Origin of the sequence: Allobosea sp. AK1 (genome assembly GCF_006714945.1) — a bacterium.
Taxonomy (GTDB): Bacteria; Pseudomonadota; Alphaproteobacteria; order Rhizobiales; family Beijerinckiaceae; genus Allobosea; species Allobosea robiniae.
Genome location: NZ_VFMG01000001.1, coordinates 1,008,989 through 1,023,927, shown reverse-complemented (window position 1 = coordinate 1,023,927; position 14,939 = coordinate 1,008,989). Strand labels below are relative to the sequence as shown.

The window sequence follows — 14,939 nt, the reverse complement described above, 5'->3', positions numbered from 1 at the left end:
TCAATCCGGCTTGCGCTCGACGAAGACGCAACCGTCGAAGCTGAAGACCTCTTCGCCGTGCTGGTTGATGCCGGTGTTGCGGTGGAAGAACAGTCCCCATTGCGGGCGCGAGGCGCTCTCGCGCTTGTCGATCACCTGCGAATGGTAGGTGATCCGGTCCCCGGCAAAGACAGGTTTCGTCCAGCGCAGGTTCCTGAAGCCTGGAGAGGAGCCGAGGCGCGCGGGGCGGTCTGACGCCACCGCGAGCTGGCGCTTGCGATGCAGAACCATGCAGGCCATCCAGACTGCGGCCGTGTGCCAGCCGGATGCGGCGAGCCTGCCGAAGGAGCTCCGGCGCGCCGCCGCCTCGTCCATGTGGAAGGGCTGGGGATCGAAACTGCGGGCGAAGGCGACGATCTCCTCGGGCGTGAAGACGAAGCTGCCGAGTTCGCTGCTCTCGCCGACCGAAAGCTCCTCGAAGAAGCGCGGCGGCTCGGGCGGCTCGGAGGAGGCTTCCAGCGGGCTCTCGATGGCGGGGCGCTCATAGACGGGGGCATGATCCAGCCAGGGACCGGCCGGATGCCGGCCGATGGCGGAGCCTTGGCGGCCGAACATGATCCAGTTGGTCTGCTCCAGCACCGGCTCGTCGCGCTGGTTCAGCAGTTCGAGCCGGAAGCGCACGAGGCCCATCTCGGGGCGCGAGCGCGAGGCCTTGCTTTCCAGCACGGTGCGCCGGGCGCTGACGCTGTCGCCGGGGAGGAGGGGACGCAGCCACTTCACCTCGTCGATGCCCGGCGCGCCCATGCTGGCGGCATCGAGCAGGAAATCCTCCGCCATGAGTCGCATCAGCAGCGCGCAGCTATGCCAGCCGGAGCCGATCAGGCGGCCGACGAAGCTCGCCTTGGCGGCCTCGGGATCGACATGGAAATCCTGCGCGTCATAGCGCGAGGCGAAGGCGACGATGTCGTCCTGCGAGACGTCGAGGCTGCGCGATCGGGCGCTCTCACCCGGGACGAAATCCTCGAAATACGACATCGCCGGCAGGGCCCTCAGTTCGCGAAGCGGAAATGCAGTACGTCGCCATCGGCGACGACGTATTCCTTGCCTTCGAGGCGGAACTTGCCGGCCTCGCGCGCACCGGATTCGCCCTTGTTGGCGATGTAGTCGTCGAAGGCGATGGTTTCGGCGCGGATATAGCCCTTCTCGAAATCGGTATGGATCACGCCGGCGGCCTGCGGCCCCTTGGTGCCCTTCTCGATCGTCCAGGCGCGCGCTTCCTTCGGGCCGACGGTGAAATAGGTGACGAGATGGAGCAGGCTGTAGCCGGCGCGGATCACGCGGTTCAGGCCGGGTTCGTCGAGGCCAACGGCCTCCAGGTAGTCCTTCTGGTCTGCGACCGGGAGCACGGCGATTTCGCTCTCGATCTTGGCGGAGACGACGACGGCGACTGCGTTCTCCTCGGCGGCGCGAGCCTTCACCTGTTCGGAGAAGGCGTTGCCCTTGTCGGCGCTGGCTTCCTCGACATTACAGACATAGAGCACGGGCTTGGACGAGAGCAGGCCGAGTGTCTCGAAGGTGCGGCGCTCGTCGGCCGCGACCTGGACGAGGCGGGCCGGCTTGCCGTCGCGCAGCAGCACGAGGCAGCGATTCATCAAATCGGCCAGCTCCTTGGCCTCCTTGTCGCCGGTCTTGGCCTTCTTCTCCAGCGGCAGGACGCGCTTCTCGAGGCTTTCGAGATCGGCCAGCATCAATTCGGTCTCGATGATCTCGATGTCGTTGATCGGAGCGACCTTGCCCTCGACATGGGTGATGTCGCCGTCCTCGAAGCAGCGCACGACATGGGCGATTGCGTCGCATTCGCGGATATTGGCGAGGAACTGGTTGCCGAGCCCTTCGCCGCGCGAGGCGCCGCGCACCAGGCCGGCGATGTCGACGAAGGTCAGCCGCGTCGGGATGATCTCCTTGGAGCCGGCGATGGCGGCGAGCTTCTCCAGCCGCTCGTCGGGTACGGCGACGTCACCGACATTCGGCTCGATCGTGCAGAACGGATAGTTCGCGGCCTGGGCCGCGGCCGTCTGCGTCAGCGCGTTGAAGAGGGTCGACTTGCCGACATTAGGCAGGCCGACGATGCCACATTTGAAACCCATGATCGCCTGTTCCGTTGCCCGTGGCGGATCGCCTATGCCGGGCGTGAAGCTTTGAAAGTTGCGGCCTTATTGGGGGGCTTGCGCGATAAAGACAAGTGCCGCGCGCCTGATGGCCGATGTGCCCCTCACGCGAACGTGCATGGCAGGCGGGCTGATGCGGGTGCTGGATCGGGCGGGCCGCCTGTCGCGGCGTTCGGAGCCTCGTCATGAAGCGTTTTCGTCTTGCGTTCGCCCTGTCGGCCTTCGCCCTTGCCGGCGGCATGGCCGTTGCCCAGGCGCCAGGAACGCGGTTGCGCGGCACGGTCGAGCGCGTGGAAGGGGCGACGTTGGAGCTCAAGGCGGCGGACGGCCGGGAGCTCAAGGTCGCGCTCGCGCCCGGCTACTCGGTCGGCGGCATGGTGGCGGCGAAGGCAAGCGATATCGCCAAAGGCAGCTTCATCGGCGTCGGCGCCAAGCCGCAGGCTGACGGCACCTTGCTCGCGGTACAGGTCGTGATCTTCCCGGAGGCGATGCGCGGCACGGGCGAGGGGCACCGGCCCTGGGGCGTGCTGCCGGATGCGACCATGACCAATGCGACGGTGGCCGAGACGGTCTCGCGGGTCGACGGCGCCAATCTGGTGCTGAGCTATCCGGGTGGCGAGCAGAAGGTGGCGATCACGCCGGAGGCGACGATCCTGATGGCAGCGCCTGCCGAGGCGAGCGAGCTCAAGCCTGGCGCGCAGGTCGCGATGACGGCGAGCCGGCAGGCGGATGGCAGCTACAGCACGAGCCGGATCACCGTGGCGAAGGCGGGTGCCAAGCTTCCGCTCTGAAGATCAGCCGTCGCTCTTTTCACCGAGCCGCTTCACGGCGCCGTGGCCACGCGCATCCATGAAGAGATGGACCTTGTTCTGGAAGCCGGCGTCGTCATGGGCGGCGAGGAGGGCCGCATGGTCGGCGCAGGCCGTGCAGAGATCCTCGACCCAGGGCTGCTCGGCCTTGCCGAAATCGTTCAGCACGTAGCTGTGCACCAGTTCCTTGAGGCCGGGATGGCCGATGCCCATGCGCACGCGGCGATAGTCGTTGCCGATCGCAGCCGTCGTCGAGCGCAGGCCGTTATGCCCGGCATTGCCGCCGCCGAGCTTGACGCGCAGCTTGGCGGGGGCGAGATCGAGCTCGTCATGGAAGACGACGACATCGGCCGGCGCGACCTTGAAGAAGCGCGCGGCCTCGCCGATCGCGCGGCCCGACTCGTTCATGTAGGTCTGCGGCTTGAGCAGGATGACCTTTTCGGTGCCGATCGTGGCCTCGCAGGCCTCCGCCTGGAAGCGGGCGCGCCAGGGCGAGGCGCGGTGCAGGCGCGCGATCTCGCCAAGGGCCATGAAGCCGATATTGTGGCGGTTGCGGGCATAGCGCGCGCCGGGATTGCCGAGGCCGGCGAAAATCAGCATGGCGAGGCTCCGCAGACTTGTTCGTTCAGCATCGGATCCGCCCGAAGGCCGGACACCGTTTTCCGGTTCGATGCCATAGCAAAACGGCCGGGAAACCCGGCCGTCTCGTGAGCGTTCGAGGTGAAAGCGGCGCCGGCTGGCGCCGTTTCATCAGGCCTTGGCTTCAGCCGCGGCTTCCTCAGTCTCGGCGGCCTCAGGCTCGGCCTCGACGGTCGGCGCGGAGATCGTGACGATCGTGGCGTCAGCGCCGACAGAGAGCTTGGCGCCGGCCGGGAGCTTGATCGCGTCGGCATGGACGGAGTCGCCGACGTTCAGGCCGGCAACCGAAATGTCGATGGAATCCGGGATGCTGTCCGGCTCGACGGTGACTTCGAGGGCGTGCTCGATGATCTGGACCAGGCCGCCGCTCTTGACGCCGGGGCTGGCTTCCTGACCGGTGACGTGAACCGGAACCTGGACCGTGACGGTCTGGCCCTTGGCGACGCGCAGGAAGTCGACATGGATCGGGAAATCCTTGACCGGGTCGAGCTGGTAATCGCGCGGAATGACGCGCTGCTTCTTACCGGCGACGGCGATCTCGAAGATCGTGGTCAGGAAGTGGCCGCCGAAAATCAGCTGGCGGGTCTTGTTGGCGTCGAGCGCGATGGCTTCGGGAGCAGCGCCCCCACCATAGATCACGGCAGGCGTCTGGCCCTGGCGGCGAACAGCACGGGCGGCCCCCTTGCCGACCTGTGCGCGCGCCGAAGCCTCGATTTGCTTCACGGCGGTCATGTTGGATGTCCTTGACTTGTAAATGACAAGGCCGCCACGTGGCGGCCATCGGATTTATGCGTTCAGAGCCTCCAAGGGTGTCAGCCGAACGCTGGGGTGCTCATAGGCGAAAACCGCCGCGATCTCAAGCCCGGCTCAGGCGGCGTTGGCGACAAGGCCGCGCGTGGGGACGGTCGCCTGGATCGGCTGGGCGAAGCGCTGCAGCCATTCGCGGATGATCGAGGCCGGAACCGGCGGCGAATAGAGGTAGCCCTGGCCGAGGCCGCAGCCCATTTCGCTGAGGCGCTCGGCCTGCGCCTGCTTCTCGATGCCCTCTGCGACGATCTTCATGCCGAGGCGGCGGGTCATCGTCAGCAGGGCCTCGATGATGATCTCGCTGCGGGCGCCGCTGTCGATCGAGCCGACGAAGGAGCGGTCGATCTTGATGATGTCGATCGGGAAATCGAGCAGGTGGGTCAGGGAGGCGAAGCCGGTGCCGAAATCGTCGAGCGCGACCGGCGAGCCATTGGCGCGCAGCGCTTCCATGGTGCGCGCGACGCCGTCCTTGCGCCCGCCCATGAAGACCTGCTCGGTGACCTCGATCACGAGCTGCTGCAGCGGTACGCCGGCCTTCTCCAGCGTGCGGGTGGCGCGCTGGACGAGGTCGCCCTTCTGGAAGTCGGCCGAGGTGACGTTGACCGCGACATGCTGGAAATTCAGGCCGCTCGCGCGCCACTCGGCCATGTCGGTGGCCACCGCCGTCAGCATCTGGGTCGTGGTACGATGGGCGATCTTCGGATCGCGCAGGGCGTCCTGGAATTCGCCGGCCGCGATGATGCGGCCGTCGTCGAGGCGCATCCGGGCCAGGGCTTCGAGGCCGACGACTTCGTTGGTGTCGAGGCGGATGACCGGCTGGTAATAGGGGATGATCCGGTCGTCGCCGAGAGCGCCCGCGACATCCCGCCGGGTGCGGATGCGATGCATCATCGCGCTGCGCAATTGCCTGCGAAAGCGGACATAGCGGCCGCGCCGGGTTTCCTTGGCGTGGTAGAGCGCGAGGTCGGCGTTCTGCCGCAGCGTGACGGTGTCCTGGCCGTCCTCGCCGGCGATGACCCCGCCGATGGTAATGCCCGGCACGAGGCTGTGGCCGTCATGGTCGAACGGAACCGCGACCGCCGCCATCGCGGCCGAGGCGAAGGCACGCATACGCGCAGGTTCCCTGCAATCGGGGACGAGAACGGCGAACTCGTCGCCGCCGATCCGGCAGGTGAGGCAGCCGGCCAGCGCGACGTCGAGCCGCCGGCCGACCACGGCGATCAGCGCATCCCCGGCGGCGTGGCCGAGCGTGTCATTGACCGTCTTGAGATGATCGATGTCGATCAGCATCAACCCGTAGCGGCGGCCGGCCGCGCTCATCTCCGCGATGGCGCTGTTGAATTGGCTGCGGTTCGGCAGTCCGGTCAGCGTATCGAAATAGGCGAGGCGGTGATTGCGGGTGCGGACTTCGTCATGCTCGATGGCGATGGCGCAGAGATGGACACAGGTCGCGACGATCCGGCGTTCGAGCGCTCCCGCACGGCGAGCCGTCCTGAAATAGAAGGCGAACGCACCGACCACCCGCCCGTCGCGCGCCTTGATCGGCGTCGACCAGCAGGCGCGCAGGCCGAGCGGCAGGGCGAGATCGGTATAGGCCCGCCAGAGTGGATCGGTGGCGATGTCGGTGACTTCGACGGGCTCGCCGCGGAAGATCGCGGTTCCGCAGGAGCCGACCTCCGGGCCTGCCGGCACGCCCTTGATGGCGCCGACATAGTGCGGGGGCAGGCTGGGCGAGGCGAGAGGCTGGAGGCAGCACTGGTTGTCGATGGCGACGACCGAGCAGATGACGCCGGGCGAGATCGCCTCGGCACGATGACACAGGCGCTCCATGCATGCGATCAGAGGCTCGCCACGCGCGATATCTTCAAGAATATCGTTCTGCAGAGCCTGCAGGCGGCCCGAAGGTCTGGTCACGGAGTTCCCGACAGAGTGCTCGTCGAAGAACCCCGATCCTGGCGCAAATGCCTTAAAGTCAGATTGAGGCGACGCCTCAAACTTTACGCGGCGGCGCGATGCCTGGAATCAGGCGGCGACCAGGCCCAGCCGCTCGTCGCGGCGGCGCAGGAGGTGCATCAGCGGCAAGGCGAGCAGCACCATCCAGGCCTTGCCGATGATCTGGCCGGCGAGAAAGTCGAGGCTGCCGAAGGCGAGATGCAGGAAGACGAGGCTGTCGACGACGAGGCCGATCACGCTGGAGGCGAAGACGGCCGTGACGAAGCGCCGGCGCTGCAGGGGCGTGTAGACCGCGAAATCGGCGAGCTCCGAGAGCAGGAAGGCCGCGACCGAGGCCAGCACGATGGCGGGCGGGGCGAGCATCGCGGAGATCAGGGTGCCGACCGCGATGGCGCCGAGACCGGCGAGCGGGCCAAGGCGGCGCTGGACGATGTCGCGCAATACCAGGGCAAGGCCGACCATCAGGACACCGCTCGGCGCCATCACGCCCGGCCAGACCGGGACGAGGCAGGGACCGTTCGGCACGCAGACCGCGCCGGCATTGCCGATCATCCAGTTGGCGGCGGGAATGGTCAGGCCGAACAGGACGAGGGCGATAACGCCTTCCGTCAAGCGCTGGCGGTCACGGGTCATAGGTCAAGTCCGCTGTCGTCGGGGGCTGCGAGGTAAGCCGCGAAGCCTTTTGATCGCAAATCGCAGGCCGGGCAATGGCCGCAGCCGTAACCCCAGCCATGCCGGGTCGTCCTGTCGCCGAGATAGCAGCTATGGCTGTCCTCAATCACGAGATCGAGCAGGGCCTGGCCGCCGATTTCGCGGGCGAGCGCGAAGGTCTGCGCCTTGTCGCGCCACATCAGCGGCGTGTGCAGCACGAGCCGGCGGTCGAGCCCGAGATTGAGCGCGACCTGCATCGCCTTGATCGTGTCGTCGCGGCAATCGGGATAGCCGGAATAATCGGTCTCGCAGACACCGAGCACGATGTGCTTGAGGTCGCGGCGATAGGCGAGCGCCGCGGCGAAGGTCAGGAAGATCAGGTTGCGGCCGGGCACGAAGGTCGAGGGCAGGCCGGCATCCGTGAAAGCGATCTCGGTCTCGCGGGTCAGGGCCGTCTCGGAGATCGCGCCGAGCACCTTGAGATCGACGACATGATCGGGGCCGAGCCGCTCGGCATAGCGGGCCGAGAGCGTGGGAAGCTTGGCGCGGATCGTCTCGCGGCATTCCATCTCGATGCGATGGCGCTGGCCATAGTCGAAGCCGATCGTCTCGACCGCGTCGAAGCGGTCGAGCGCCCAAGCCAGGGTCGTGGTGGAATCCTGGCCGCCGGAAAACAGGACGAGGGCGCGGGAGTTACCCAAGCCGGAACCTCTCAGTCGAACAGGCTCGACACGCTGGTCTCGCTCGCGGTGCGCTCGATCGCCTCGCCCATCAGGCCGGCAATCGAGATGACGCGGATATTGCGCGCGACCTTCACGGCCTCGGTCGGCATGATCGAGTCGGTGATCACCAGCTCCTTGAGCTTGGACGAGGCGATGCGGGCGACCGCGCCGCCGGAGAGCACGCCGTGGGTGATATAGGCGAAGACCTCCTTGGCACCCTGCTCGAGCAGGGCGTCGGCTGCATTCACCAGCGTGCCGCCGGAATCGACGATATCATCGATCAGGATGCAGGAGCGGCCCTCGACCGAGCCGATGATGTTCATGACCTCGGATTCGCCCGGCCGGTCACGGCGCTTGTCGACGATGGCGAGCGGGGCGTCGATGCGCTTGGCGAGCGCGCGCGCCCGGACCACGCCGCCGACGTCCGGCGAGACGACCATGGCGTTTTTCCATTCCAGCCGGTCCTTGATGTCGCGCGCCATCAGCGGGGCGCCGAACAGGTTGTCGGTCGGGATGTCGAAGAAGCCCTGGATCTGGCCGGCATGCAGATCGAGCGTCAGCACGCGGTCGACGCCGGCATGGGTGATCAGGTTGGAGACGAGCTTGGCCGAGATCGGCGTACGGCCGGAGGCGCGCCGATCCTGGCGGGCATAGCCGAAATAGGGGATCACCGCCGTGATGCGGCGCGCCGAGGAGCGGCGCAGCGCATCGGTGATGATCAGCAATTCCATCAGGTGGTCGTTGGTCGGGAACGAGGTCGACTGGATGATGAAGACATCCTGTCCGCGCACGTTCTCCTGGATCTCTACGAAGACCTCCATATCGGCGAAGCGCCGGACGGAGGCCTTGGCGAGAGGGATGCTGAGATGGTTGCAGATCGCCTCGGCCAGCGGACGATTGGAGTTGCCGGCGACGACTTTGAAGTGAGAGGCCATGCCGTAGCGCACCGTTGCATCAAGGCTGAGCAGGGAGGGCCGGCATTGCCGGCTCAATTCGAACGGCTCTTAACAGCGCGGTTGGATGGAGTCGACCGCTGCAGTGCAATATCGATGGCCAAAAAGCGCAGGGCGCTGCGCCGTGACCCGGAAACCACTGCCGCAGCGTCGCTGCACAGCGGGTCCTGGCGTGGCCTCAGCTCTTCTTCGGGTCCGTCGCAGCGACGCGGGTGCCCGGCTTCGCGGGTTTGCCGGTCTTGGTCTCGGTCTTGAGCGTCTCGACGGCGGGCGTGGTCACGAGAAAGCCCGCGATCGCATCCATCGAGTCGGAAGCGGCCTTGGCGACGACCGTCTGATCGATGCCGGCCCAGGGGTCGGAACCGCCGCTGCGCTTGCCGATGCTCTCGCCCTGTACGCGCTGGGCGCGCTGCTTGGTCGAATCATAGACATCCCAGACGAAGGCGAGCGAGGTCTGGCCGTCCTCGGTCGGCTGTGCCGTGAGGTAGCCCTTGACGCGGAAGCGCGCCGGCTTGTTGCCGGGGACGATCTCCATCTTGCGCTCGGCGGCGGCTTCGCCGAGCAGGCCCGCGAAGCTGGTGGTGACGTTTTCGGGCGCTCCGGAGATGCTCTGGACCGAGACCGGAACGCCCGGCGCATCGACGCGCGGACGGGCCGCGGTCTGGGTGGTTTCCTGGCAGCCGGCGACAGCCAGCGCAAAAACCGGCCCCAGAACGAGGCCGCTAAAACGGTTGATCATGACGCCTCCCGCCCTTTGGGCTGTGGACCGCTTCGAGATTCCCTGTGCCGCTGTTCTAGGCTCAACGGATGGCGAGGTCCAGATCGGGCAGGTCGAGCGCCTCGGCGGCGGCTTCGCCGGCGAGATGAAGTCCGGCCCATCGGGGCAGCGGGCATGCCCGACATCCGGTCGCAATTGCGGCTCCCGCCTGTGCTGCCTATAGGCTGTCGGCAGAGAGTTTCGCGCCTTTAAGGGAGAGAGCCATGGTGAACCCCGGCAACCGTATCCTCGACGATATCGCCCGTCTGGCCACCGATGCCGCCGGCGCGGCACAGGGCGTGCGGCGCGAGGTCGAGACGGTGGTCAAGACGCAGATCGAGCGCCTGCTGCGCGATCTCGACGTCGTCACCCGCGAGGAATTCGAGGCGGTGCGCGAGATGGCGCTGATCGCCCGCGAGGAGAACGACAAGCTCGCCGCGCGGCTGAAGGCGCTGGAGGAGAAGCTCGGCAAGGCCTGAGAACGGGCCGGGGCTGCTTCAAGAGCGGCCCCCGGTTGCCCTCAGGTTATGTCCACAGCCATGTGCTGTGGACAGCCCTTCGGGGGGATTGAGCCCGCCGGCCGAATCCGCGGAGCTTGGCGCCGTGTTGGGAGCGTCACAGCGCCTGCGCTATCGTCGGTGGAAAGAATTGATTCGTCGGGCGGATTCGTCCTGCCGCGCCGAATGGGAGCGCCTCTTTCAGAGGGGTTCCGGAGGTGTGTTGCGTTCCTTCGGCTTTCCAGTCGCCGTGTTCCTGTTCTCGAACGCGCCGGAGCCTTTCGCTCCGGAAGGTGGACCCTAGGGCATGATGGACCTCGATATGGATGCCGAGCTGGATCGGCCTTCCAACCCGCTTGACCTGTTTGAACGCCTCGCCGCCCTCAACGACTGGTCATTCGATCGCGACAGCGAAGATGAGCTCTCGGTCTCCGTGACCGGCGGCTGGTCGGAATACCATGTCGCGATCACCTGGCTCGCCGAGGTGGAAGCGCTGCATATCGCCTGCGCCTTCGACCTCAAGGTGCCGGAGCGGCGGCGTGGCGAGGTGCTGCAGCTCGTCAGCCTCGTCAACGAGCAGCTCTGGCTCGGCCATTTCGACCTCTGGAGCAGCGAAAGCGTGGTGATGTACCGCCACGCCCTGCTGCTTTCCGGTGGGGCCGAGCCGACCGAAGAGCAGGCGATCGCGCTGGTCAAGGCTGCGGTCGAGGCCTGCGAGCGCTACTATCAGGCCTTCCAGTTCGTCGTCTGGGCCGGCAAGACCGCGAAGGAAGGCATGGAGGGCGCGATCCTGGAGACGGTCGGCGAGGCCTGAGGTCGCGCCGACGTGATGGCCGGGCTTGACCGGGCCACCTCTTGCAGGCTCTGGTTCCGACATGCTCAGGCGCCAGCCCGGCATGACGCCCTGTTCCCAAGCGACGAGAACCGCCATGACCGCTTCCCTGCCGCAATCGCTCGTCCTCATCGGCGCCGGCAAGATGGGCGGCGCGATGCTGGAGGGCTGGCTGCGCATCGGCATCGATCCCCGGGGAATCAGCCTGATCGATCCCAAGCCGTCGGACGAGATGGTCGCGCTTGCCAACGACAAGGGCATGCGCCTCAATCCGTCCGCCAAGGATATTCCCGCCGCCGATGTCGTCGTGCTGGCGACCAAGCCGCAGATGCTCGATACGGCCGCGCCTGCGGTGCAGGCCTTCATCCATCCGAGGACGCTGCTGATCTCGATCCTCGCCGGCAAGACGCTGGGCGATCTTTCGGCGCGCCTGCCCAATGCCGGCGCGATCATCCGTGCCATGCCGAACCTGCCGGCCGCGGTGCAGCGCGGTGCGACCGCCGCGGCTCCCGGCAAGGGCGTGAGCGCGGCGCAGCGCGCCACCGCCGACGCGCTGCTCGGCAGCATCGGCAAGGTCGAGTGGCTCGACGACGAGGGGCTGATCGATGCGGTGACGGCCGTGTCCGGTTCGGGCCCGGCCTATGTCTTCCATCTCGTCGAGTGCCTCGCGGCTGCTGGCAAGGATGCCGGCCTGCCCGCCGATGTCGCGGAGCGCCTGGCCCGCGCGACTGTGGAGGGTGCCGGCGAGTTGCTGTTCCAGTCGCCGCTTCCGCCCGGCACGCTGCGCCAGAACGTGACCTCGCCCGGTGGCACGACGGCAGCGGCACTCGAGGTGCTGATGGCCGAAGACGGCATGAAGCCGCTGATGCGCAAGGCGGTGGCTGCTGCGAAACGTCGCGCTGGCGAGCTTTCCGGCTGAACCGCCTTCCACCTGCCACGATAGCGGCCTAACCTCTTCTCATTGCGAAGCGAGAGGAGCTGCCCCATGGCCCGCAAACCCGTTTCCACCCCGCCCCAGGCGGCGCCGCCTGCGGCCGATCCGCGCCGTCGCGCCGTCGATGCGCTGATGAAGCTCGCCGTCGAGCGACGCTGGGACGAGATCGAACTACCGGATATCGCGACCGAGGCCGGACTGACGCTGGCGCAACTGCGCGGGCTGTTCCCCTCCAAGCTCGCCATGCTGGGCGGTGTGACCCGCATCGTCGACGATGCCGTCCTGGCGGGCTCCTCGGACGATCTCGCCGGCGAGCCGGTCAAGGAGCGCTTGTTCGACCTCGTGATGCGCCGGCTCGATGCGATGGCGCCTTACAAGGCAGGTCTGCGCAAGATTGCGCCGGTCATCCGGCGCGATCCGCTGGCGCTGGCGGCGCTCAATCGCGGCGCCGTCAATTCCTGGCGCTACATGCTGGCTTCGGCCGGCATCCCGACCGAGGATGCATTGGGTCATCTGCGGGTGCAGGGCGCGGTTTTGCTGATGGCGCGCGTCTCCGAGGCCTGGCTCGACGACGACGAGCCGGAGCTGTCGAAGACGATGGCGCGGCTCGACCGCGAACTGAAGACGGCAGGGCGGATCATGGCGCGCGTCGAGGATGTCCATCGGCTGATGGCGCCGTTCCGCGGGCTGGCGCGGGCGATCTGCTCCGGGCGGCCTCTGAAGGCGCGCCGGCGCGAACGAGCCTCCGAGCGCGGCGAGGACAACGAGGACTACGCACCGGCGATCTGAGCGCCGCGCAGCTTCCGCGCTCGGCCTGCGACAAAATGTGGCGAAACTGCGCCAATGTTAAGCGTGCCTTAGCCAATCCTGCGCGAATGAGGGGAATTCCCCCATCGCGCAGGATACGCGAATGTCGTTCACCAGGAAGCTTGCGACCCTTTCGATCAGCCGTTCCTTCGGCCTGATCGCGGCCTTGGCCGTGCTGATCGCCGTCGGCGCCGTCGGCTATACGCTGAATGCCGCCCGCAACGAGATGATCACGCTCAAGCGGGCCGAGATGAAGAATGCGGTCGAAGCCGCCGCGACGACGGTCAAGGGCTACCTGGCGCGCGTCCAGGCCGGCGAGCTGAAGGACGAGGATGCCAGGAAGCTGGCGATGGATGCGCTCGGCAGCGCGCGGTTCGACAGCGGGAACTATTACTTCCTCATCGATTACGACGGCATCAGCGTCCTGCACGCCAACAAGAAGATCCAGTCGACGGACATGAAGCCGCTCAAGGACGCGGACGGCAAGTTCTTCGTCCAGGAGATGGTCGCGCTGGCGAAGGCGAAGACCGAGGGCTTCGTCGACTATGGCTGGCTCAAGGCCGGCGACAAGGACCCTTCGCTCAAGATTTCCTACATCATCGGCATCCCGCAATGGCAGTGGGTGGTCGGCTCCGGCCTGCATGTCCAGGATGTCGATGCGGCCTTCGTGAGCATGGTCGGCGGCGTTGCCAAGGTGCTGGTGCCGCTCGGTCTCGTCATGCTTGGCCTCGTCATCATCCTCAGCCGCCGCGCCTCCGGCATGCTGCATTCGCTGCGCGGTTCGATGGAGGGTCTGGCCGCGGGCCAGCTCGACACCACGATCGCGCATCAGGAGCGGCCTGACGAGATCGGCGCCATGGCGCGCACGCTGGTCGTCTTCCGCGATGCGGCCCTCGCCAAGGAGGCGATGGAGACCGACAAGCTCAGGATGGAAGAGGAGGCTGCCGGCCATCGCAGCGCCGCCGATGGCGAGCGCCGGCGCAACGAGGCCGACCGCGCCGAGCATGCCCGCGTGCAGGCCGACGTGGTGCTGGCTCTTGGCCAGGGGCTGGAGCATCTCTCGGATGGCGACCTGACCTACCGGATCGAGGCCGCCTTCTCGGCCGAATACGTCAAGCTCAAGGACGATTTCAACGGCGCCATCGCCAAGCTGCAGGATGCGATGCGCCAGATCGCGACCAATACTGACAGCATGAAGGCGGGCTCGACCGAGATCAGCCAGGCGGCGGACGACCTCGCCAGCCGGACCGAGCAACAGGCCTCCTCGGTCGAGGAGACCGCGACGGCACTCGACGAGCTTACCGCCACGGTCCGCCAGACGGCGGAAAGCGCGCGCCTTGCCAACCAGGCGACGGAGCAGGTCAAGACCGAAGCCGAGCAGTCGACCAGCATCGTCCGCGATGCCGTGACGGCGATGGGCGGCATCGAGAAATCGGCTCAGGAAATCTCGCAGATCGTCGGCGTCATCGACGAGATCGCCTTCCAGACCAATCTGCTCGCACTCAATGCCTCGGTCGAGGCGGCCCGCGCCGGCGATGCCGGCAAGGGCTTCGCGGTCGTGGCCTCCGAGGTGCGGGCGCTGGCGCAACGCTCGGCTTCCGCAGCGAAGGAGATCAAGACGCTGATCGACGCCTCGACCATCGAGGTCGAGAAGGGCGTCACGCTCGTCGGCCAGACCGGCGGCGCGCTCCAGCGCATGGCTTCCGAGATTACGCGCGTCACCTCGCTGGTCGCCGAGATCGCCGGTGCGGCGCAGGAGCAGGCCTCGGGCCTCCAGGAGGTGAATTCCGCGGTCGGCGAGATGGACCAGGCGACCCAGCAGAACGCCGCGATGGCCGAGCAGTCGACCGCCGCCGCGCATTCGCTCTCGCAGGAGGCCGACCGGCTCTCCTCGCTGGTCGCGCGCTTCCAGCTCGGCGGCGACGTCGCAAAGCTCAAGGCGATCTCCCAGACCATGCGGGCGGCCGTCGCTGCGGCGCCGCGCCCGGCGGCTCCGCGCGCCAAGGCCTCCAGCGGCAGTGCCGCTACGGCGCCCAAGACGGATGCGCGCGACGACGGGTGGGCGGAGTTTTGAGCGCGCCTTCCGAACCGGCCGCCCAGATCGGCTTCGATGATTTCCTGAAGGTCGACATCCGTGTCGGCACCATCGTCGAGGCCGAGCCCTATCCCGAGGCGCGCAAGCCCTCGATCAAGCTCGTCATCGATTTCGGCGGCACGATCGGCCGGAAGAAATCCTCGGCGCAGATCACGAAGCACTATCGGCCGGAAGATCTTCCCGGCCGGCAGGTCCTCGCGGTGGTGAATTTCCCGCCGCGCCAGATCGGCAGGTTCATGTCGGAAGTGTTGACGCTCGGCATTCCCGATGCCGAGGGCGAGGTCGTCCTGATCGGGCCGGGGCAGGCGGTGCCGGTCGGCGGAAGGCTCTTCTAGT

Annotated in this window: 16 protein-coding genes; 7 read left to right on the top strand and 9 right to left on the bottom strand. The window is 67.2% G+C overall.

From position 1 onward, the window contains the following. Both FHT98_RS05310 and ychF read right to left on the bottom strand, forming a co-directional pair. On the bottom strand, positions 1–1,014 hold the full coding sequence (locus FHT98_RS05310; RefSeq protein WP_142112914.1) for a MaoC family dehydratase: 1,014 nt from the start codon (positions 1,012–1,014) through the stop codon (positions 1–3). Between the two features lie 14 nt (positions 1,015–1,028). Further along, a complete protein-coding gene (gene ychF, locus FHT98_RS05305) occupies positions 1,029–2,126 on the bottom strand; it encodes a redox-regulated ATPase YchF (protein ID WP_091856275.1) in 1,098 nt (365 codons plus the stop codon). Positions 2,127–2,332: 206 nt separating this feature from the next. Here ychF and FHT98_RS05300 point away from each other — a divergent pair, with 206 nt between their 5' ends. Next, positions 2,333–2,938: a DUF5666 domain-containing protein gene (locus tag FHT98_RS05300; RefSeq protein WP_142112912.1), complete on the top strand. Its 606-nt coding sequence runs from the start codon at positions 2,333–2,335 to the stop codon at positions 2,936–2,938. 3 nt (positions 2,939–2,941) lie between these two features. On the opposite strand, the gene pth is transcribed toward FHT98_RS05300, so the two are convergent. The 7 genes from pth to FHT98_RS05265 all read right to left on the bottom strand — a co-directional run bounded on the left by pth (position 2,942) and on the right by FHT98_RS05265 (position 9,420). Next, positions 2,942–3,556, bottom strand: coding sequence for an aminoacyl-tRNA hydrolase (gene pth, locus FHT98_RS05295; RefSeq protein WP_061969501.1), 615 nt, complete (start codon positions 3,554–3,556; stop codon positions 2,942–2,944). Between the two features lie 150 nt (positions 3,557–3,706). Next, positions 3,707–4,327, bottom strand: a complete 621-nt coding sequence (locus FHT98_RS05290) for a 50S ribosomal protein L25/general stress protein Ctc (protein ID WP_061969500.1) — start codon at positions 4,325–4,327, stop codon at positions 3,707–3,709. Positions 4,328–4,462: 135 nt separating this feature from the next. Further along, on the bottom strand, positions 4,463–6,316 hold the full coding sequence (locus FHT98_RS05285) for a putative bifunctional diguanylate cyclase/phosphodiesterase (RefSeq protein ID WP_142112910.1): 1,854 nt from the start codon (positions 6,314–6,316) through the stop codon (positions 4,463–4,465). Positions 6,317–6,424: 108 nt separating this feature from the next. Then, complete coding sequence (locus FHT98_RS05280) at positions 6,425–6,988, bottom strand: VUT family protein (protein WP_061969498.1); 564 nt, start codon at positions 6,986–6,988, stop codon at positions 6,425–6,427. Beyond that, the gene (gene queC / locus FHT98_RS05275; protein WP_142112908.1) at positions 6,985–7,707 is read right to left on the bottom strand and encodes a 7-cyano-7-deazaguanine synthase QueC; all 723 of its coding nucleotides are present in this window, start codon (positions 7,705–7,707) and stop codon (positions 6,985–6,987) included. The genes FHT98_RS05280 and queC overlap by 4 nt, the downstream gene beginning before the upstream one ends. Before the next feature lie 11 nt (positions 7,708–7,718). After that, on the bottom strand, positions 7,719–8,663 hold the full coding sequence (locus FHT98_RS05270; RefSeq protein WP_061969495.1) for a ribose-phosphate pyrophosphokinase: 945 nt from the start codon (positions 8,661–8,663) through the stop codon (positions 7,719–7,721). Positions 8,664–8,859: 196 nt separating this feature from the next. Then, entirely contained in the window at positions 8,860–9,420 is a 561-nt protein-coding gene (locus FHT98_RS05265) for a hypothetical protein (RefSeq protein ID WP_061969493.1), read from the bottom strand. Between the two features lie 242 nt (positions 9,421–9,662). On the opposite strand from FHT98_RS05265, the gene FHT98_RS05260 reads away from it, so the two are divergent. The 6 genes from FHT98_RS05260 (at position 9,663) to FHT98_RS05235 (ending at position 14,938) form a co-directional block, all read left to right on the top strand. After that, positions 9,663–9,917, top strand: a complete 255-nt coding sequence (locus FHT98_RS05260) for an accessory factor UbiK family protein (RefSeq protein ID WP_047577935.1) — start codon at positions 9,663–9,665, stop codon at positions 9,915–9,917. Between the two features lie 325 nt (positions 9,918–10,242). Next, positions 10,243–10,749 carry a type III secretion system chaperone family protein gene (locus FHT98_RS05255; RefSeq protein ID WP_061969490.1) on the top strand — a complete coding sequence of 169 codons (507 nt, stop codon included), beginning with the start codon at positions 10,243–10,245 and terminating at the stop codon, positions 10,747–10,749. Positions 10,750–10,864: 115 nt separating this feature from the next. Then, positions 10,865–11,686, top strand: coding sequence for a pyrroline-5-carboxylate reductase (gene proC / locus FHT98_RS05250; protein WP_142112906.1), 822 nt, complete (start codon positions 10,865–10,867; stop codon positions 11,684–11,686). A gap of 66 nt (positions 11,687–11,752) precedes the next feature. After that, a complete protein-coding gene (locus FHT98_RS05245) occupies positions 11,753–12,490 on the top strand; it encodes a TetR/AcrR family transcriptional regulator (RefSeq protein WP_142112904.1) in 738 nt (245 codons plus the stop codon). A 121-nt stretch (positions 12,491–12,611) separates the two neighbouring features. Next, positions 12,612–14,582, top strand: coding sequence for a methyl-accepting chemotaxis protein (locus FHT98_RS05240; protein WP_142112902.1), 1,971 nt, complete (start codon positions 12,612–12,614; stop codon positions 14,580–14,582). Next, complete coding sequence (locus tag FHT98_RS05235) at positions 14,579–14,938, top strand: tRNA-binding protein (RefSeq protein WP_091856284.1); 360 nt, start codon at positions 14,579–14,581, stop codon at positions 14,936–14,938. The genes FHT98_RS05240 and FHT98_RS05235 overlap by 4 nt, the downstream gene beginning before the upstream one ends. The last annotated feature ends 1 nt before the right edge of the window (position 14,939 follow it).